The 19313-nt window shown below is 36.1% G+C and carries 18 protein-coding genes and 3 tRNA genes; 19 read left to right on the forward strand and 2 right to left on the reverse strand.

Translation table 11 applies throughout. The annotated features are described in order from the left end of the window. Nucleotides 1-76: 76 nt before the first annotated feature. The 16 genes from WMO38_RS08525 (at nt 77) to dnaB (ending at nt 15302) form a co-directional block, all read left to right on the forward strand. Nucleotides 77-149 (forward strand) — tRNA-Asn (locus tag WMO38_RS08525). Nucleotides 150-205: 56 nt separating this feature from the next. Beyond that, nucleotides 206-277: transfer RNA gene (locus WMO38_RS08530), tRNA-Glu, on the forward strand. A gap of 33 nt (nt 278-310) precedes the next feature. Beyond that, nucleotides 311-381: transfer RNA gene (locus WMO38_RS08535), tRNA-Cys, on the forward strand. Between the two features lie 147 nt (nt 382-528). Next, entirely contained in the window at nt 529-1329 is an 801-nt protein-coding gene (locus WMO38_RS08540) for a hypothetical protein (protein WP_349162242.1), read from the forward strand. A gap of 38 nt (nt 1330-1367) precedes the next feature. Next, on the forward strand, nt 1368-2288 hold the full coding sequence (locus WMO38_RS08545) for a nucleotidyltransferase family protein (RefSeq protein ID WP_349162244.1): 921 nt from the start codon (nt 1368-1370) through the stop codon (nt 2286-2288). 18 nt (nt 2289-2306) lie between these two features. Then, nucleotides 2307-3443: a hypothetical protein gene (locus WMO38_RS08550; protein WP_349162246.1), complete on the forward strand. Its 1137-nt coding sequence runs from the start codon at nt 2307-2309 to the stop codon at nt 3441-3443. A gap of 13 nt (nt 3444-3456) precedes the next feature. Continuing rightward, nucleotides 3457-4044, forward strand: coding sequence for a P-loop NTPase family protein (locus WMO38_RS08555; RefSeq protein WP_021865259.1), 588 nt, complete (start codon nt 3457-3459; stop codon nt 4042-4044). 19 nt (nt 4045-4063) lie between these two features. Next, the gene (locus tag WMO38_RS08560) at nt 4064-4780 is read left to right on the forward strand and encodes an NAD-dependent protein deacylase (RefSeq protein WP_349162248.1); all 717 of its coding nucleotides are present in this window, start codon (nt 4064-4066) and stop codon (nt 4778-4780) included. A 32-nt stretch (nt 4781-4812) separates the two neighbouring features. After that, entirely contained in the window at nt 4813-5004 is a 192-nt protein-coding gene (locus WMO38_RS08565; protein WP_021865261.1) for a DUF951 domain-containing protein, read from the forward strand. 101 nt (nt 5005-5105) lie between these two features. Continuing rightward, nucleotides 5106-5393, forward strand: coding sequence for a 30S ribosomal protein S6 (gene rpsF, locus WMO38_RS08570; RefSeq protein ID WP_021865262.1), 288 nt, complete (start codon nt 5106-5108; stop codon nt 5391-5393). 49 nt (nt 5394-5442) lie between these two features. Next, nucleotides 5443-5898 (forward strand): single-stranded DNA-binding protein, encoded by a 456-nt coding sequence (locus WMO38_RS08575; protein ID WP_349162250.1) that lies wholly within the window; start codon nt 5443-5445, stop codon nt 5896-5898. 17 nt (nt 5899-5915) lie between these two features. Continuing rightward, a complete protein-coding gene (gene rpsR, locus WMO38_RS08580) occupies nt 5916-6179 on the forward strand; it encodes a 30S ribosomal protein S18 (RefSeq protein ID WP_021865264.1) in 264 nt (87 codons plus the stop codon). Nucleotides 6180-6808: 629 nt separating this feature from the next. Next, complete coding sequence (locus WMO38_RS08585; RefSeq protein ID WP_349162251.1) at nt 6809-11230, forward strand: right-handed parallel beta-helix repeat-containing protein; 4422 nt, start codon at nt 6809-6811, stop codon at nt 11228-11230. A 219-nt stretch (nt 11231-11449) separates the two neighbouring features. Next, on the forward strand, nt 11450-13507 hold the full coding sequence (locus WMO38_RS08590) for a DHH family phosphoesterase (RefSeq protein ID WP_349162252.1): 2058 nt from the start codon (nt 11450-11452) through the stop codon (nt 13505-13507). Continuing rightward, nucleotides 13507-13956, forward strand: a complete 450-nt coding sequence (gene rplI / locus WMO38_RS08595; protein ID WP_021865225.1) for a 50S ribosomal protein L9 — start codon at nt 13507-13509, stop codon at nt 13954-13956. The genes WMO38_RS08590 and rplI overlap by 1 nt, the downstream gene beginning before the upstream one ends. Continuing rightward, a complete protein-coding gene (gene dnaB, locus WMO38_RS08600) occupies nt 13956-15302 on the forward strand; it encodes a replicative DNA helicase (protein WP_021865226.1) in 1347 nt (448 codons plus the stop codon). Before rplI ends, dnaB begins: the two co-directional genes overlap by 1 nt. A 130-nt stretch (nt 15303-15432) precedes the next feature. Here the strand turns inward: dnaB and fdxA are convergent, their stop codons facing one another. Continuing rightward, nucleotides 15433-15603: a 4Fe-4S ferredoxin gene (fdxA, locus tag WMO38_RS08605; RefSeq protein ID WP_021865227.1), complete on the reverse strand. Its 171-nt coding sequence runs from the start codon at nt 15601-15603 to the stop codon at nt 15433-15435. A gap of 215 nt (nt 15604-15818) precedes the next feature. Here fdxA and WMO38_RS08610 point away from each other — a divergent pair, with 215 nt between their 5' ends. Then, complete coding sequence (locus WMO38_RS08610) at nt 15819-16025, forward strand: DUF1858 domain-containing protein (protein WP_021865228.1); 207 nt, start codon at nt 15819-15821, stop codon at nt 16023-16025. Between the two features lie 77 nt (nt 16026-16102). On the opposite strand, the gene WMO38_RS08615 is transcribed toward WMO38_RS08610, so the two are convergent. Then, nucleotides 16103-17014, reverse strand: a complete 912-nt coding sequence (locus tag WMO38_RS08615; RefSeq protein ID WP_349162254.1) for an adaptor protein MecA — start codon at nt 17012-17014, stop codon at nt 16103-16105. A gap of 231 nt (nt 17015-17245) precedes the next feature. On the opposite strand from WMO38_RS08615, the gene WMO38_RS08620 reads away from it, so the two are divergent. Both WMO38_RS08620 and WMO38_RS08625 read left to right on the forward strand, forming a co-directional pair. Next, nucleotides 17246-18667, forward strand: coding sequence for a serine/threonine-protein kinase (locus WMO38_RS08620; protein ID WP_349162357.1), 1422 nt, complete (start codon nt 17246-17248; stop codon nt 18665-18667). Further along, on the forward strand, nt 18639-19265 hold the full coding sequence (locus WMO38_RS08625; RefSeq protein ID WP_349162256.1) for a hypothetical protein: 627 nt from the start codon (nt 18639-18641) through the stop codon (nt 19263-19265). The genes WMO38_RS08620 and WMO38_RS08625 overlap by 29 nt, the downstream gene beginning before the upstream one ends. The last annotated feature ends 48 nt before the right edge of the window (nt 19266-19313 follow it).

Below are 19313 nucleotides of genomic sequence, written 5' to 3' on the forward strand. Positions count from 1 at the left end.
AAAAAACTTTACAAAAAAGATGTGAGATGATATATTTAATGTGCAGTTTTGAAGGAGCAATTCTTCAAGGAAATTTTCCTCGATAGCTCAGTCGGTAGAGCACGCGGCTGTTAACCGCGCTGTCGTAGGTTCGAGTCCTACTCGGGGAGTTTATAATTATAAGAATATAGTGATAGGGACCTTTGGTTGTCCTTTAATTTAATAAGGCTCCATGGTCAAGCGGTTAAGACACCGCCCTTTCACGGCGGTAACAGGGGTTCAAATCCCCTTGGAGTCATTTTTGTTCTTATTTATGAATACAATAAGATATGGCGACATAGCCAAGTGGTAAGGCGTGGGACTGCAACTCCCTGATCATCAGTTCGAATCTGATTGTCGCCTCTATTGAAAAGCTGGAATCCTATTAGGGTTTCAGCTTTTTTACGTTTATGTTATTATGAAATTATAGTGTTTTTGTTTAATTATTTTAAGGTATGTGTTATAATATCAGAAACATAAACTATGTATATATATTAAAAAAGGTATAATATGAGAAAGTATAGAAAAATTAATAGAAAGTGTATACGTCTGACAGCAGCCGTATTATGCGGTGCATTTATCGCAGTTGGTATTGTCGGATGTGGAAGAAAGACAGAGGCAGTTATAACACCTGATGGTGAAGAGATAACAGAGGCAGTGAAAGAATATGAGACATTAGGTCAGAGCAGTGCGAAGAAGTTTTCATATGACGACCTTACGGTTGGAGCTGTTCATTACAAAATGACGGAATCACAGGTAAAAGTACTATTAGGTGAGCCATCCGTTGTTTATGATTCACAGGAAAAGGATAAAACTCAGACGGATGTTTCAGAAAGAATCTATTCTTATAATGATTTGACGCTTGTATTTTCTAAAATTGGAGATGAATATATTTTGACAGCAGCTGCAAGCGTGAGAGATGAAGATTTATTTTCAAGAGGATTGAGGGTTGGAAATACACTTGACGATATATTAAAGGCTTATTACAGAGATTCAGACTGCATGAATAAAAATTATTATTCGCAGGATAAGTCCGTACTTTTTGGCAAATTATTATATGGAAGCTATACAATTGATTCATTAGATACAGTAAAACCAAAAGGGAAAGTAGAATATGGTCTTATAAATCTTAATGGAAATACATCATTAGAAGCAGCGGAATCATATATTGTTGAGATGACATATTTTGAACCGCCATATAAAAATGGCACAGCTACAGTAGATGATGATTTTGCACAGATTGCATTTGATGTAGACCAGAATAGAAAGATTACAGCTATAAGATGGTATTACTATCCACAACAGGATTGATAATATAAAACAAAAAGAGTCAGAGGAGAATTTAAGGTATGAAATCAACTACATTAGTTATTATGGCAGCCGGAATGGGAAGCCGTTTTGGAGATGGAATCAAGCAGCTTGAGCCAATGGGACCAAATGGTGAGATTATAATGGATTATTCCATTTATGATGCAATGGAAGCTGGTTTTAATAAGGTAGTATTTGTTACAAGAAAAGATTTATTTGAGACATTTAAAGAAGTAATTGGAAACAGAATAGAGAAAGTAATTCCTGTCGAATATGTTTTTCAGGAACTTGATGATTTGCCGGAAGGATTTGAGGCACCTGCTGACAGAACAAAACCTTGGGGTACAGGTCAGGCAATACTTGCATGCAAGGGCGTTGTAAATGAGCCATTTCTTGTAATTAATGCAGATGATTACTATGGAAAGACTGCATTTAAGCTTATTCATGATTATCTTGTATCAGATAAAGCTGATTCAGGAAAATATGAATTCTGCATGGCAGGTTTTATTCTTGGAAATACTCTCAGTGATAATGGAGCTGTCACAAGAGGTGTCTGCGTAATGGATAAAGAGGGACATCTTACAGGTGTAAATGAAACCGGAGGAATTGTTAAGACAGCAGACGGAGCAGCGGCAGAGGATAAGGATGGAAATGTTGTTGTAATCAATCCTGCAAGCCATGTTTCAATGAATATGTGGGGATTTACACCTGATTTTCTTGATGAACTTGAGAAAGGTTTTAAGGAATTTCTTGGTGGATTAAAGGATGGTGATATTAAGAGTGAATATCTCCTTCCATCAGTTGTTGACCAGCTTATTAAAGATGGAAAAGCAAATGTTTCAGTCCTTGAGACAAATGATAAATGGTTTGGCGTAACATACAAAGAAGATAAACCGGTTGTTGTTGAGTCAATCAGAAAGCTTATATCAGAAGGAAAATATCCTGAAAAGTTATACAACTAAAGGAGATTTGAAAGGCTTATGAAAAAATTTTCGAGATGTGCACTTATTTTAATTATTGTGGCGATAATATCTGCAATTGCAGGATATATATTTGAAAATAGCACAATCACACCGATGTATACATCAACAGCAAAACTTGTTGTGACGCCGGGGGCTGACAATGAAGCTTCACTGAGAGCCCAAAATGGAGCTTTAAAAAATGATTTTGCAATTGTATTTAAGAGTGATGTTGTTATTTCAGCAGCACAGAAAACTGCAGGTACATCAGAAGATATTGCATCTTATCTTACAGTTAAAGCTGTACCTGACAGTAATATTATTGAACTTATATGTACAAATCCTGACCAATCAACAGCAAAAACATATGTAGATGCTGTTGCAAAAAATGCATTAAAAACAACAAGTATTGTGCCTGTATCATCTATACAGGTTCTTGAATACGGTGATGAGAGCAATAACTCATTTAAGCCGGGACTTTATAGAAATACAGCGGTTATTGCGGGCATTGCAGCTGCCATCTGTTTATTTATAGAGCTTATAGTTGTATTTGCAATTGGTGCATTTAAACAGGAAGAGGATAATTCTGATGATGAGACAGAATATGAGAGAAGATTTGGAAAATATTCTGCCAAATCAGAAATGGATACATATGCACAGGATGCCGTAAACAGGGCAATTATGGATGCGGCTGTTACCAAAGAAGTTGTCGATGATGCTATAAAAGAAGTATCATACAGCGATGTGATTACAAAAGAAATGGTGTCTGATGATAAGATAAATGGAAAAATATCAGAAGAAATTCAGGATGATGCCCAGCTGGAGGATGATATACTTGCTGATGTAGATACAGAAGATGAAATTACTGAAGAATCAGAGCCTGATGCAGACATAAAAGATATGGCTGAGGATGTGAAATCGGGAGAAGATGATGTGGCAGAAACTGATATTACAGAAGATAATGTTGGTGAAGAAGCGATAGCAGAGTATGAAGTTGTCAAAGATTCAGAAGATGAAAATGAGTATGAGAAGGAAACTGCTTCTGAGGATGAAGCAATTGATGCTGATGTTATAAATGATTTGCCTGAACCTGAGATTGTGCAGGCTGGCAATGTGCGTAAATCAAGTTCAAAAGTAATTGGTTTTATTAAAAAGTAAAGGTGGTGTTTGGATGTTTAGTGTAAATGTTGATAAACTTACGGGAATGACAGAATCAGAACATCACAGTTATAGTGATACAGTGGATGCAATTATTAAAGAATGTGATAAAAATTATAGAATAATAGCAACCCACGGAGAGCCATTGATGGCATTTAAACTTGCATCTGTAATTCACGAAAAAGGTAAAAAAGTTATCTTTGTTGATGCCGATGTTTCAGAAGAAATATTTCTTGCAAAATATAAGCTTGGAAAGAATCTTAAAGGATTTACAGATTATTTTCAGGAAGATGAAGCAATCCATGACCTTGTGTGCAAGACAAACCGAAAGAACCTTGATATTATATTTACTGGTGAAACTCAGGAGTTTGACAAGGCAGACATTTTGGACAGTGAGTTTTCAGATTTCAGGGATTGTCTTGTTGAGCAGTATGATTATGTAATTGTGCATACAGGTGATAATTATGATATTGCAGCAAAATGTGATGCATCTGTAATTTTACTTAAACAGTCAGATTACAGTGAAATGTCTGCAGAATCAAAAGTGGATTTTCTTGATAGTAACGGATGTTTTGTGCTTGGATTAGTTGTTGAAGAATAATGGCTATTGGAGGCATGTCATGGAAAATAATGTAGAAGAATTTGTTAAATGGATAAAAAATTCAGATAATATTGTATTTTTTGGTGGAGCAGGTGTTTCAACAGAAAGTGGAATTCCTGATTTTAGAAGTGTTGATGGATTATATAATCAGAAGTATAAATATCCGCCGGAGACAATTCTTAGTCACAGCTTTTATATAAGAAAGCCGGAAGAGTTTTTTGAGTTTTACAGAAATAAAATGTTATTTCCTGATGCTGAACCGTCAACAACACATATTAAGCTGGCAGAGCTTGAAAAATCCAGAAAGCTTAAAGGTGTCATAACACAGAATATTGATGGACTTCATCAAAAGGCAGGAAGCAGTCATGTCATTGAACTTCATGGCAGTGTGCTTCGCAATTATTGTGAAAGATGTGGAAAGTTTTATGGATTTGATGCAATTATTAATTCAAAAGGAGTTCCGAAATGCAGCTGTGGCGGAAGAATAAAGCCGGATGTCGTATTGTATGAGGAAGGTCTTGATGAAAAAAATATACAGGAAGCCGTAAAACTTATAAAAGAAGCTGATGTGTTGATAGTTGGAGGAACATCGCTTGGTGTATATCCGGCAGCCGGACTGATTGATTATTACAATGGAAATAAACTTGTACTTATCAATAAATCAGAAACTCCATATGACAGACGTGCTGATTTGCTGATACATGATGCGTTGGGAAATGTTTTTTCCCAAATTTAAAAGATTGTTAAATAGGCAGAAATGGAGTATTTATGAAATATATTTACGAAGTCGGAGATATTGTCCAGCTCAAAAAAAAACATCCGTGTGGCAGTACAGAATGGCAAATATTGCGTGTTGGTGCTGATTTTAAGTTAAAGTGCACAGGGTGCGGACATGAAATAATGGTATCACGCACAATGGTAGAAAAAAATACAAAAAATTTAAAAAAGGCTTGTAATTGAGTCCTTTTTATGATAGAATTTGACCTTGTGATATATATTTTTCCTTGCTCTTTCACTGTGAATAAGAAAGGGCCAGAGACCAGAAGGAGGTGCGACGTAGAATGAATAAGTATGAATTAGCATTAGTTGTAAGTGCAAACGTCGAGGATGAAGTGAGAAATGCTACAATCGAGCAGGTTAAGGAATTAATTACTCGTTTTGGCGGTACAATCACAGATCCAGGCACATGCGAGAAGAAGAAGCTTGCTTACGATATCCAGAAGATGAGCGAAGGTTTCTACAACTTCATTAAGTTTGAGGCAGAAGCAACTTGCCCAGCAGAAGTTGAGAGCAGAATTCGTATCATGGAGAACGTAATCAGATTCTTAATCGTTAAAGATGGAGAATAATTAGTTCGCGTTTGGCTTAACAACTCTTTTATAGAAGAGGAGAATAAGTATGAACAGAGTGATTTTAATGGGAAGACTGACAAGAGATCCTGATGTCCGTTATTCACAGGGCGGTGAAGGTTCTATGGCAGTAGCAAGATATACATTAGCAGTAGACAGAAGACGTACAAGAGGTAATGAATCCGGTAATGAGCAAACAGCAGATTTTATCAGCTGTGTTGCATTCGCTCGTTCAGCAGAATTCGCTGAGAAGTATCTTCATCAGGGAACTAAGGTTGTTGTGAGCGGAAGAATTCAGACAGGAAGTTACACAAATAAGGACGGACAGAGAGTTTACACGACTGATGTGGTCGTTGACGACCAGGAATTCGCAGAGAGCAAAGCTTCAGCAGCAAGCAGCGAAGCTGCGTATACACCATCAAGAAGTAATCCGGCAGCACCTGCGGGTGATGGCTTTATGAATATTCCGGATGGCGTAGAGGATGAGGGTTTGCCTTTTAATTAAAACAGGAGGTAACTGATATGCCAGAAAAGAAGGCTGAGAGACCAGAAGGTCAGATGAGAAGAAGACCAATGCGCAGAAGAAAGAAAGTATGTGCATTTTGTGCTGATGCAAACAAGGCATTAGATTATAAAGATGTTGCTTTATTAAAGAAGTATGTTTCTGAAAGAGGAAAGATTCTTCCTAGAAGAATTACAGGTAACTGTGCAAAGCACCAGAGAGCCCTTACAGTAGCTGTAAAGAGAGCTCGTCATATTGCTTTACTTCCATATACAGTAGAATAAGCAATAATTTTAAGATGATTGAAGGATTACATTGGTTCGCCGGTGTAATCCTTTTTTTAACCATAAAAATATATTAATATGGATTCTTTGGAAATAACAACTCTTGAAGATATAGTATATCTTTCTTATAAAAATGATGTCTCATTTTTGTTCGGACATCAGATGAATCTTTATGAACACCAGAGCTCCTATAATCCGAATATGCCCGTCAGAGGGTTGATATATTTTGCTGAATTATATAGTGGATATATTCAGAAGAATAAGCTAGACGTTTATTCAACTAAGCAGATTAATCTGCCGGTTCCACGATATATAATTTTTTATAACGGTACAAAGAATGAACCGGAAAAGAAAGAATTGAGGCTATCTGAATGTTTTATAAAGAGAAAGCGAAAGAATACTTTGATAAACATGTTATATAAAACTTTATATTAAAGCAAAAAGAAGTGTTACAGAAATATAATATGATACTTCTTTTTTGTTGATTTTATACAAAACCAATAAAAATTAACTGTGTATAAAGCAGAAAATGTGTAATGTGCATAAGTTTTGGATTGATTTTTTGCACTAAAAATGAGATACTTAGTACAAAAGCGGCGTGTCCGTTTAGTAAAAGAAGGAGGAGAGTTATGAAAAAAATGACAAGACGCAGAATAACTGCGTTGTTTATGGCAGTGCTTATGGTTGTTGGAATTTTACCATTGTCTATGTTGACAGGTATTTTCTCAAGCAAGGTTGCAGCGGCTACAAAGACATATAGCTTTGATGCAACAGCACTTACAACAGAAAAAGATAAGGAGACAATTTCAGGTAAAGTAGCAGATGATTATGTTACAGTATTTGGAACGGTACAAAAAAGAGTAAAGAAAGATACATTGACTGTAATAGCAACAGAACTTGCAAAATCAGCTGCGGGCGGTTATGAGTTTACAGTAACGGGAACTGCAACGGCAAAGATTGTTATAAGCAGTACAGGCGGTTCAAATGAATCGCAGTTTACATTAATAGATGCAAAGGGAGAAACTGTAGCGTCTAAAGATGGCAAATCAGTTATATCAGTAACGGGAACAACAGGAACGGAAGTAAATTATGAATTAGAAGCTGGAACATATAAGATGGTATCAGCCAAAGAGTTTACTTCAAGAGGTGTAAGAGTTATATCATTTGAGATTGCTGAAACTCCTAAAACAGTTACGAAAGAATATCATTTTGATGCAACAACACTTACAACAGAAAAAGACAAAGAAACAATTTCAGGTAAAGTAGCAGATGATTATGTTACAGTATTTGGAACGGTACAAAAAAGAGTAAAGAAAGATACAGTGACTGTAATAGCAACAGAACTTGCAAAATCAGCTGCGAGCGGTTATGAGTTTACAGTAACAGGAACTGCGACAGCAAAGATTATGATAAGCAGTACAGGCGGCTCAAATGAATCGCAGTTTACATTAATAGATGCAAAGGGAGAAGCTGTAGCGTCTAAAGATGGCAAGTCAGTTATATCAGTAACGGGAACAACAGGAACGGAAGTAAATTATGAATTAGAAGCTGGAACATATAAGATGGTATCAGCCAAAGAGTTTACTTCAAGAGGTGTAAGAGTTATATCATTTGATATTACTGAGACTACAAGCGGAACAAGGCCACCAAGAGCTGATTGGGCAGAGGTTGCAGCACCAACACTTGGTGATGTTAAAGTTAATGGTGGAAAGATTACTGTTCCGTATACAATGTCAGTTGGATACGATGGTGCAGATGAACTTGTTGTTTCAATGAAAGACAGCAAGGGAAATGTAGTTAAGACAGAGACAGTTGCAGCGACAGGTACAAGTGGAGAAGTTGTGTTCGCACCGGAGATATCTGATGAGTATACATTTGTTGCTGTGGCATCAAGAAAAGATTGTGAAGATAAAACATGTGAGGCTAAAAAAGTAGCATTTGAACTTCCGCTTGCGACACCTGTAATCAGCAGTGTTACAAGTAAAGGTGATGGTAAAATTGAAGTAGTATGGTCTGCGGTTAAAGAAGCATCATCTTATAATGTATATGTAGATGGAAATAAAGTTGATTCAACAAAAGAAACCTCATATACGGTTTCTGGTTTAACTGTTGGTAATGAATATAGTTTTGCAGTTGAGGCTGTAAGAGAAACACCTGCAGGTATATCTTCAAAGTCAGAAGTTAAAAAGGGAACAGCAACAGCTGATGCTCAGAGAGCATGGGGATATGTTAACTATGGTAATGGTGCAAGTGACAGCAATGCTGCATATACAGGGGATCTTAATGAAGATGGTCAGGTAACATTAAGATCAGGTTCACTTAATAAAGAAGGTAAGTTTGATTCTAAATCATCAAACAATGGTAAAATTGTTCCGGCTTCATTTGATGGACTTAATTTTTACTATACAGCTGTTCCGGTAACACAGAACTTTACATTAAGAGCAAAGGTAAGTGTTAAGCAGTGGATGTATACTAATGGTCAGGAAGGCTTTGGTATTATGGCCACAGACATGTTAGGTGGTTCGGGCTGGAATAACTCATATATGGCAATCGCTTCAAAAGTTGAATATTATTGGAATGAAGAGTTATCAAAAGTAACAACAGATACTACTAAAACAAAAGTAAGCCAGACATTTGGTATCGGCTCACAGGAAAAGAGTGGTATAACAAAAGACAATATTGAAAAAATAAAAGCAAATGATACAGCAACAATTAAGAGTGACTTTTCAAGCAAAATGTATCCGCTTGAGCAGAGATACCCAAGCAGTGGTAACCTTGTTGGCAATTATTGTTTGAAAGATCCATCTAAACCACTTTCAGATGTTTTAGATAATTGTATTACAGAGATGTATCTTACTATTCAGAAGAATAATACAGGTTACTTTGTAACATATGAGTCTGTTGACGGTTCATATTCAATGACTAAGAAGTATTATGATCCTTCTGCATTATCAAAGATTGATGAAGAGAACGTATATGTAGGTTTCTTTACTTCAAGATTTGCAGAAGCAACATTCTCAGATGTTTCATTCAGCACATCCGACCCTGCTAATGATCCACCGGCAGAGGAGAAGCCTATTGAAGAATTAGTAACTAATGCTTCATTTAATTCAAAGAGTGCAACAGGTACAAGTGAGTATGAATTTGGATTTACAGCTAACTGTGATGGTACACTTACAATCAGAGACTCAGAAGGTAATGATATTGTTACAGATGCTCCAATAGCTGCTAATACAGCAGCAAAGCCTGCAACAACAACACTTAATATTGGTAAGAATACATTCTCATATGTATTTACACCTAATGCAGATTATATTCCTGAAAAGGATATGGTAATGTCATCATATGAAGCTATTGAAGGTACATTTACTGTAACTTATAGAACATATGGTGTTGAAGGACAGTCACTTTATGTAGCACCTGGTAAATATGGTGTTGGTATTAAAGATGACCCAATGAGCATTTATGATGCTGTTAAATATGTACAGCCGGGTCAGACTATTGTCCTTATGGAAGGTACATATTATCTTGATAAAACAGTAAAGATTGAAAGAGGAGTAAATGGTACAGCAGATTTACCAATTCAGATGGTAGCTGACCCAGAAGCTTCATCAAGACCAGTTCTTGATTTTCAGCAGAAGTGTGCAGGTATGGTACTTGCTGGTGATTATTGGTACTTCCAGGGATTTGATGTAACAAATTCAGCTGATAAACAGAAAGGTATCCAGCTTTCTGGTAAGCATTGTACAATGGATAATATTAATACATACCACAACGGTAATACTGGTCTTCAGATAAGCAGATATCTTACAACAGATGAGTATGATATGTGGCCTGCATATGATTTAATTCTTAACTGTACATCGTATGGCAATGCTGATGCAGGTTTTGAAGATGCAGATGGATTTGCAGCTAAGCTTACAGTTGGTGATGGAATTGTATTTGATGGATGTATTTCATACAACAACGCTGATGATGGTTGGGATTTATTTGCTAAGGTTCAGACAGGTTCTATCGGAGCTGTTACAATTAAGAATTCAGTAGCATTTGGTAATGGTTATCTTGAAGATGGAACTGTTGCTGGTAATGGTAATGGTTTTAAGCTTGGTGGTGACAGCATGTCAGGCAAGCATGTACTTGAAAACTGTGTATCATTTGATAACAAGGCTAAAGGTATTGATTCTAACTCATGCCCGGATATAATTGTTAAGAACTGTACAACATTTAACAATGAATCATATAACATTGCACTTTATACAAATACAGCAAAGAATACAGATTTTGCTACAAATGGTGTTATTTCATACAGAACACAGAATCTTGATCAGGTAGAGCAGTTTAAGTTACTTGGAACACAGGATAAGAAGAAAGTTGATAATGATACTAACTATTTCTGGCTTTATGATGGAGATGCAGCTAAGAATTCAAAAGATGCTGTAAAAGCTGATTGGTTCGTTTCAACAGATACAGGTATGAATTATGAAACACATAAATATTCATCACTCAAAGTGACAAGAAATGCAGATAATACAATTAATATGAATGGTCTTCTTGTTCTTACAGATAAGGCTCCGGCAAATGCAGGTGCAAGAATGACAGGTACAGCTTCGGGTGTTATTAATGTTCCAGAGTCAATTAAGGCTCATAAGACACTTTCTATTTCAGGAAATAATACTGTAAAAGGTAATACAACTGATATAGCGGTTATAAGAGGAACAGAGACAGAAATCGTTTGGAGAATAGATGCAGATATTTCAACATTTGATTATATTGTAGTTGATGATGTTGTTCTTGATAAGTCTAAATATACAGTAACAGAAGGTTCAACTGTTATTACATTCAAGGCTTCTTATATTAAGAGCTTAAAGGCTGGAGAGCATACATTCAGAGCATACTTTACAGATGGTTATATTGCAGAAACAAAGCTGGAAGTTATTCCTGACACAGGTGATTTCTCAGTTAATATGATTGTTGTATATGCTGGTATTATGTTATTGGCATTATTAGCAGGAGTAGTTGTTTTCTTTGAAGAGAAGAAAAGAAGAATCTAATATTATAGACAACTAATTGTGATTTATTAATAAAATAAATCAATATTGAAAAGGCACGGGCGTAAGCTTGTGCCTTTTCTTCACTTTCAGTGACATTTTCGGCGTGCATACAGTTTACTGGCATCATTGCAGTATGCGGTGTCGCACTACGTTGTTATTTACAATAAAATTTATAAATGGTATAATAATTTAAAATGTTTTTGTTTGATGGAGATTATTATGAAGAGCAAGGGCAGAAATCAGATTTATAAATTGTCGGGAAAACTGAAGTCATATATTATGTGGCCGCTATATGTAGGCATAATACTTTTAATTGTCACTGTTGTTATGTATGTCAAAGATACATCCTGTGGTAATATTATGCTGGGTTTTGTCATGCTTTATGCAGTTGTTTACGGGATTATGATTTTTTATTTCAGACCCGGAATTATGCATGAGATGATAGAATTCTCTTCTAATTATTCACAGGTACAGCATCAGCTTTTATACGAACTCAGTGTTCCGTATTGCCTGCTTGACAATAACGGACGTGTTCTGTGGATGAACAGAATTATGATGGAAAAAACTGATAAAAAGAAAGATTTCCGAAAAAATATACAAAGCATTTTTCCACAGATTAAGCCGGAAGTATTTCCGACAGGAGAAGATGCGAAAGAGATGCGTCTTGCATATAATGGCAGGGATTATCTTGTAGAGATGAAGCGGATTGCTGTTGATGCACTTACGCAGCAGGTTGATATAATTGAGACAGAACAGAATAATTCGTTTATTGCGATGTATATGTTTGATGAGACAGATATTAACATGTATATCCAGAAAATAAAGGATGAGCGTTTTGTTGTTGGGCTTATTTATATTGATAATTATGAGGAAGCACTTGAAAGTATAGATGATGTCAGACGTTCATTATTTATAGGTCTTATAGATAAGAGAGTTAATAAGTATTTTGCGTGTGGTTCTGCGATAGTAAGAAAGATGGAAAAAGACAAATATCTTGCTATTTTCAGATATAAATATTTAGAGAAACTTATGTCAGACAGATTCAGTTTACTCGAAGATATTAAGAGCGTAAAAATAGGCAATGAAATGACACTTACATTAAGTATCGGCGTTGGCACAGGTGCAAGTGATTATGCAAAGAATTATGATGTTGCGAAATCAGCAATGGATCTTGCACTTGGACGAGGCGGAGACCAGGCTGTTGTTAAAGATGGCGAGAAGACACTTTACTATGGCGGCAAGAGCCAGCAGATGGAAAAAAATACAAGAGTAAAGGTGCGTGTAAAAGCACATGCATTAAGACAGATTCTTGAACCGACACAGACGGTCCTTATAATGGGACATAAACTTGCAGATATAGATGCATTTGGTTCGGCGATTGGTATATATGTAATATGCAGACGACTTGGTAAAAAAGCACATATTGTAATTAATGATGTGACAAGCAGTGTTAAGCCTTTTATGGATAGATTTCTTAATAATGATGATTATCCAAGAGACATGTTCCTTTTAAAAGAAGAAGCACCGGAATATGTAGATTCACAGACAGCAGTTATAGTTGTTGATGTTAATAAAGCTAAGATGACCGAATGTCCGGCACTTCTTGATATATGCAAGACAATAATTGTTTTTGACCATCACAGACAGTCAAGCGAGCCTATTACAGGAGCTGTTTTGTCATATGTTGACCCATATGCCTCATCAGCGGCTGAGATGATTACTGAGATGATTCAATATGTTGAAGATGGTGTTAAAATCAAGGCTTTTGAGGCAGATGCACTGTATGCCGGAATAAATATTGATACGAATGGATTTAATAATAAGTCAGGTCCGAGAACATTTGAGGCAGCAGCATTTCTTAGAAGACATGGTGCTGATGTCACAAGAGTAAGAAAGATGCTTCGTACGGATATGGCAGAATACAGGGCAGTTGCACAGGCGGTAAGCAAGGCAACAGTATACAGGGATGCATTTGCCATAACAGTATTTGACGGTGAAGGAGTTGAAAGTCCGACAATAGGCGGTGCAAAAGCTGCAAACCAGCTGCTTGACATATCAGGAATAAAAGCATCATTTGTAATAACAGCATACAATAATATTATATATATAAGTGCACGTTCTATTGATGAGGTAAATGTACAGCTTGTCATGGAAAAATTAGGCGGAGGTGGACATATGACAATCGCCGGTGCACAGCTTACGGATTGTACTGTTGACCAGGCAGTCCAGACAATAAAAGTTACATTGGATTCGATGATACAGGAAGGAGAAATATAATGGAAGTTATTTTATTACAGGACGTTAAGTCATTAGGTAAAAAAGGACAGATAGTAAAGATTAATGATGGTTATGCGAGAAATTATGTGTTGCCTAAGAAGCTCGGACTTGAGGCAAATGCAAAGAATCTCAATGATTTAAAACTTGAAAAAGCAAGACAGGCAAAACATGAAGCAGAGGAGCTCGCAGCTGCTAAGGAATTGGCAGTAAAGGTGGAGGCACAGCCTGTTAAAGTTACTATAAAAACAGGTGAAGGCGGAAGAACATTTGGGGCAGTTTCATCAAAAGAAATTTCTGTTGCTGCAAAAGAACAGCTGGGACTTGATATAGATAAGAAAAAGATGAAGCTTGAGGAATCAATCAAGACACTTGGAACATATGAAGTACCTGTTAAGCTTCATAAGGATGTAACTGCGAAATTAAGAGTCGTAGTAGGAGAAAGCAAGTAATGGAAGATGTGGCAATCACCAGAATTATGCCAAACAGCCTTGAGGCAGAGCAGTCTGTAGTAGGTTCCATGATTATGGACAAGCAGGCGATTATAACTGCCGGTGAAATGCTTGTGGCTGATGATTTTTACCATAACCAGTATGGTGTCATGTTTCAGACCATGGTTGACATGAATAATGAGGGCAGACCTGTTGATATTGTAACATTGCAGGAACGTCTCAAGGAAAAAAATGTATCCGCAGAAGTTTACAGCCTTGAATTTATAAGAGATTTGCTGGCAGCAGTTCCAACATCTGCAAATATACGTCAATATGCAGGAATAGTTAAGGATAAATCAATTCTTCGTAATATAATCCGTGTTAATGATTCAATTGCTAATGATTGTTATGCCGGAACGCAAAAAACAGAAGATATACTTGCGGATACGGAAAAAAAGATATTTGACCTTGTAAAAAATAAAGGAAACCATGAATATAAGCCTATTGATAAGGTTGTTCTTGAAGCACTTGATAAAATTTCATCTGCGGCAAAAAACAGAGGAGCGGTTACTGGTGTCCCGACAGGATTTAAAGATTTGGACGGATATCTTTCAGGACTTCAGCCATCGGATTTTGTACTTGTCGCGGCAAGACCTTCGATGGGTAAGACGGCATTCGTGTTAAATGTAGCAGAAAATGTCGCAATAAAACAAGGAATAACAACTGCAATATTTTCATTGGAAATGTCAAATGTCCAGCTTGTAAACAGAATGCTCAGTCTTGAATCTACAGTGGATGCTGATAAATTAAGAAAAGGACGTCTTGATTCGAGTGACTGGGGCAAATTGATAGAAGGTGCGGACAGTATTGCAAAGTCACATCTTATAATTGACGATACACCTGGTATTTCAATTTCAGAACTGCGTTCAAAGTGTAGAAAGTATAAGATGGAAAATGACCTCGGACTTGTCATAATTGATTACCTTCAGCTTATGAGTGGAAGCGGCAGACGAAGTGACAACAGACAGCAGGAAATTTCAGATATTTCAAGAGCTTTAAAAGCTCTTGCAAGAGAGTTGAATGTTCCGGTTGTCACACTTTCGCAGCTTAGCCGAGCTGTTGAACAAAGACCCGATCACAGACCGATGCTTTCAGATTTGAGAGAGTCGGGAGCTATCGAGCAGGATGCGGATGTTGTAATGTTTCTTTACAGGGATGATTATTATAATAAAGATACAGATATAAAAGGAATTGCTGAGATAATTATTGCAAAGCAAAGAAACGGTCCAATCGGAACTGTTAAAATGGCATGGATTCCGGAGCAGACAAGATTTGCAGATTTACTTGACAGAGGTCAGAGAGTATAGATTATATAAAAAGATATACAACTAACAGAGGTTATATATAACTAACATAGACTTATAAAAAAATCACAACGTATTAAGCGTTGTGATTTTTTCGTATGTACACAGCTGAATATCAACTGTATTATACAATCTACTGTGGATTTGGAGCGCCTACTGGACAGACAGAAGCACAAGCACCACAATCAACACATACATCAGCATTGATTTCCATATGAGAAGCACCTTCACTGATTGCTTCTACAGGACAACCTGATACACAAGCACCACAGCTGATACATTCATCGTTAATTACATATGCCATAGTTATAATCCTCCTTAAAATGTTTGTTGACATGATTATACGATATTATGTGCAAAAATTCAACACTGAAACGCAATTTAACAGAGTATTATTAAAGATAAAAAGTATCAAAAATGTTTGAAAAATGGGTAAAATGGGAAAAATAACACAGCTTGACTTTTTTGTCTGTTACTATTATATTAGATGTACCAAAAATAAAATCAGGAGGTTTAGCAATGGCTAAGATTACTAAGGACACTACTATTGGTGAAGCTATACAGATTGATGCCGGAATAATTCCTATTCTTATGAGTGCTGGAATGCATTGCGTAGGATGTCCTTCATCAGCAGGTGAGACAATTGAAGAAGCAGCAATGGTTCATGGACTTGATTGTGAAGCATTGATGGAAGATATAACAGATTATTTAGAGTCTGTTGGCTAAAAATAACCCGGCTGCCGTATAACTTAATGTAAAGAATCTTAATTTACATTAAGCTTCAGACAGCCGGGAAATTTATATTATATTTTTACAATGGTCTGTATAGCATGCTTTTTTATAATACATTCATAATGTTCGTCAAAAAATGTAAGGCTGCTTGCAGGCATATTTTCTTTATTACCATATTCGGATAGAATATTGCATGTCTTGTTAAAATCACTGCTTGTGCATGTGATTTTTTCAATAACGAGGTAATATCTGTTATTTTTTTTATCTTTATATAAAGAATTCCTGTCAGAATATAAAGGATATACTACATGTGCAGCTGATTCAAAGTTTTCAAAATTATCAAAAGAATATATTCTTATAACAGGCTTGATGGTTTCGGTCTGTGCCGTATGTGAATTCTGTTTATCTGAAGATTCATCTTTACTATCAGGCAGAATAGCATCTTTTAGCGGAACAAAACTGTCATCAGTTGTTTTTTCAATATTCTTGTTAAGGTATTCCTTTACTTTGCTGAACAGATTAATGACGTCGTTTGCGGTCTTTGCATCGGGAAGAACAACATCATCAGAATTATCATCTTCATCAAGTTCATCTGCAGCAGTAGGTGCAGGAGAGTTACCTGATATATTTTCAATAGTGTCAAAGTCATCAAAATCGTCATCGAAAGGATAAAATGAATCATTATCATCATCGCTATCAGATGAGAATCGTGAAAAGCGGGTATCCAGTTCTTCAGGGTCGTCAACTTTGGTGACTATAAGAACAATACATTCTGCTGACACAGGAATCGCCTCAATCATAAGAGGAATATCTTCGGCATCAAATCCTAATTCGGCAGAAGCCTGCTGCATCATATCTCTGAATAAAGCTTTTGCTTTGTCACTGCCATAAGCAAGTTCGCTTATTTTTAAATGTCTTGCGGCAAGGTCAGCTTTGTTGAGTGTACAGCGTATCTGGTTGTCATTTATCTTTTCAATCTTCATATAATCACTTCCAATCTGGCAATCCGTCCATACATATTTTTCTGGATTGGTTGTAAAATAATAATACCCATTTTTGATGGATATGTAAAGGTATTTGAGGCGTTAAAAAATATTATTTACTAAAAATTTATATTTGTTATTGACTTTTTAAAATATTGTGGTAATATAATAACTGAACCAATTAGTATTGTAGAAAAGGAGGTTAATTAAATATCTGATAAGTATGAGATTATAAAGGTTCTTGCCAGGACCGGTCATTCTACGGTATATCTTGTAAGGCATAAGCTTCTTAATGTATACAGAGCTGCCAAGATAGTTATGAAGACTTGTGATGATTATGAGAGAATACTGCGGGAGGCTGATATGATTAAGAACCTCAAGTGTCCAGGCATACCGGTCGTATTTGACATTGAAGATAACAATGATAGTATCTGCATTATAGAAGAATATATTTCTGGTAAATCTTTGACGGAATATATAAGTGAGGCAGGATGCATTACCGCACATGATATGGCAGATATAGGCATCAGGATTTGCGATATTATTTCATATCTCCACGAATGTGCAGGGATAGTTCATCTTGATATTAAGCCATCTAATATAATTATAAGAGATAATTCAGATGGGAAGCGGGAAGTATTCATTATTGACTTCGATAATTCAGATATGATTGATGGACGCCATGCCGGGCATGCAATGTATATAACAGCGGGCTATGCTGCACCGGAACAGTACAACGGTGATGGCAGTGTCAGGTCAGATATATATAGTATTGGAATTTTACTTTTGTATATGGCATCAAGTGGTCATGTACAGTCTTTTACATCCGAAGCAGAATCGGTCTGCCGGTTGTATTCAAATTCAATTGGACCTGTTATAAGAAAGTGTATCAGGCACAATTCGATTCAAAGATATAAGTCCATAGCAGCATTACGAAAAGAGCTATGCAGTATATCGGATACCATGAATTACAAAAAAATAGCAAAATTTGATATTACAAAGAAATTTTTAGGATTTTTTCGTGGAAAGAAATCTGTAATAGCGGATAAAAACAATACTGATAAGGTTTGTCATATATATGTATATGGTTTTATGCATAATTCGGGTGCTACACATTTCTGTCTTTGTTTTGCATCATTCTTAAAAAGAAAGAAACGGAATGTTATATGTATCAGGCATAATGACACATCAGATTACAGGGCAGTTACAGACAAAGGAACATTATGTAACGGTATATATACAATAGGAGCAGATAAGATTAAGGGAAAAGCCGGGATTGATATTATACCTGATTATAATGGCTGCATCACATATAATCTGTCAGGATATGAGTATATAATTCATGACTGCGGATGTATAGACGAGCACTGTAACAGTAGAAGAGGTGAATGTGCAGAAGGTGGAAAAGATGGCATTACTATATTTGTAGGCAATACGAATTACCGAAGAAATAATATGACAGCTATGGAAAATGTAACAAGTGACAGCATTATTTTTATTAATCATATTGGTGGAAGAGAATTTTATGATTTCATAAGCAGTTATAAAGGTAAGTGCAGAATTTACCGTTTCCCATGTATATATGAATGGGATAGTGCTAATGAACTGTTTGAGGAGGAAGCAGATGAAATTATGGAAATTATTGAAAAATAATATACCACGCACATCTGCATTATTACATGGCAGCAGAATGCTGAAAGTCGGTGTGATTGGTGCAGGACGCGGAGTTGGGACAACACATTTTGCGTTGATGGCATCTAATTATTTTGCAAATGGTTTAGGTTATAAGACTGCTGTCGTAGAATGTAATGGTCATGGAGATTTTGTGAAATTATACGATGAGACAAAAAATATGGATGGAGACATGCAGTGTTTTTCATATAAAGGAATTGATTGTTGCATATGTCCGACGACAGATGAATTAGGGCAGCTGTATATGAAAAAATATAATGTGGTAATCTGCGATATGAATTATGAAGCAAAAGATAATATTGCCGAATTTTTAAGATGTGATGTACGTATAGTGGTCGGTTCCACTTCGGTATATAAACTGGGAAGATTGATAAGAGCCGTTGAAGGCTTTGAAGGTGCAGATTTTATGGTGGCAGTTTTTATGTCAGATAAAAAACAACTAAGAAAACTGACTAAAAATTACAATATAAAAGCTGTGGATATTCCGGTTGAGATAAATCCAATGAAAATGACATCAGAAACGCTTGAATGGTTTGCGTATTATCTTGGAATTACATAAAAGTTTAAAAGCACAAAAATATATATCACAACAAAAGGAATAAATAAC

Source organism: Lachnospira hominis (ex Hitch et al. 2025), from assembly GCF_040096395.1.
Classification (GTDB): Bacteria; Bacillota; Clostridia; order Lachnospirales; family Lachnospiraceae; genus Lachnospira; species Lachnospira hominis.

Excerpts from the sequence above, each read along its gene's own strand:
- rpsR (WP_021865264.1), top strand. The coding sequence starts at position 5,916 with ATGCCAGAAAAGAAGGCTGAGAGACCAGAAGGTCAGATGAGAAGAAGA.
- WMO38_RS08575 (WP_349162250.1), top strand. The coding sequence starts at position 5,443 with ATGAACAGAGTGATTTTAATGGGAAGACTGACAAGAGATCCTGATGTC.
- rpsF (WP_021865262.1), top strand. The coding sequence starts at position 5,106 with ATGAATAAGTATGAATTAGCATTAGTTGTAAGTGCAAACGTCGAGGAT.
- WMO38_RS08550 (WP_349162246.1), top strand. The coding sequence starts at position 2,307 with ATGAAAAAATTTTCGAGATGTGCACTTATTTTAATTATTGTGGCGATA.
- WMO38_RS08625 (WP_349162256.1), top strand. The coding sequence starts at position 18,639 with ATGAAATTATGGAAATTATTGAAAAATAATATACCACGCACATCTGCA.
- WMO38_RS08590 (WP_349162252.1), top strand. The coding sequence starts at position 11,450 with ATGAAGAGCAAGGGCAGAAATCAGATTTATAAATTGTCGGGAAAACTG.
- WMO38_RS08540 (WP_349162242.1), top strand. The coding sequence starts at position 529 with ATGAGAAAGTATAGAAAAATTAATAGAAAGTGTATACGTCTGACAGCA.
- WMO38_RS08610 (WP_021865228.1), top strand. The coding sequence starts at position 15,819 with ATGGCTAAGATTACTAAGGACACTACTATTGGTGAAGCTATACAGATT.
- WMO38_RS08565 (WP_021865261.1), top strand. The coding sequence starts at position 4,813 with ATGAAATATATTTACGAAGTCGGAGATATTGTCCAGCTCAAAAAAAAA.
- rplI (WP_021865225.1), top strand. The coding sequence starts at position 13,507 with ATGGAAGTTATTTTATTACAGGACGTTAAGTCATTAGGTAAAAAAGGA.
- WMO38_RS08545 (WP_349162244.1), top strand. The coding sequence starts at position 1,368 with ATGAAATCAACTACATTAGTTATTATGGCAGCCGGAATGGGAAGCCGT.
- fdxA (WP_021865227.1), bottom strand. The coding sequence starts at position 15,603 with ATGGCATATGTAATTAACGATGAATGTATCAGCTGTGGTGCTTGTGTA.
- WMO38_RS08560 (WP_349162248.1), top strand. The coding sequence starts at position 4,064 with ATGGAAAATAATGTAGAAGAATTTGTTAAATGGATAAAAAATTCAGAT.
- WMO38_RS08555 (WP_021865259.1), top strand. The coding sequence starts at position 3,457 with ATGTTTAGTGTAAATGTTGATAAACTTACGGGAATGACAGAATCAGAA.
- WMO38_RS08615 (WP_349162254.1), bottom strand. The coding sequence starts at position 17,014 with ATGAAGATTGAAAAGATAAATGACAACCAGATACGCTGTACACTCAAC.
- dnaB (WP_021865226.1), top strand. The coding sequence starts at position 13,956 with ATGGAAGATGTGGCAATCACCAGAATTATGCCAAACAGCCTTGAGGCA.
- WMO38_RS08585 (WP_349162251.1), top strand. The coding sequence starts at position 6,809 with ATGAAAAAAATGACAAGACGCAGAATAACTGCGTTGTTTATGGCAGTG.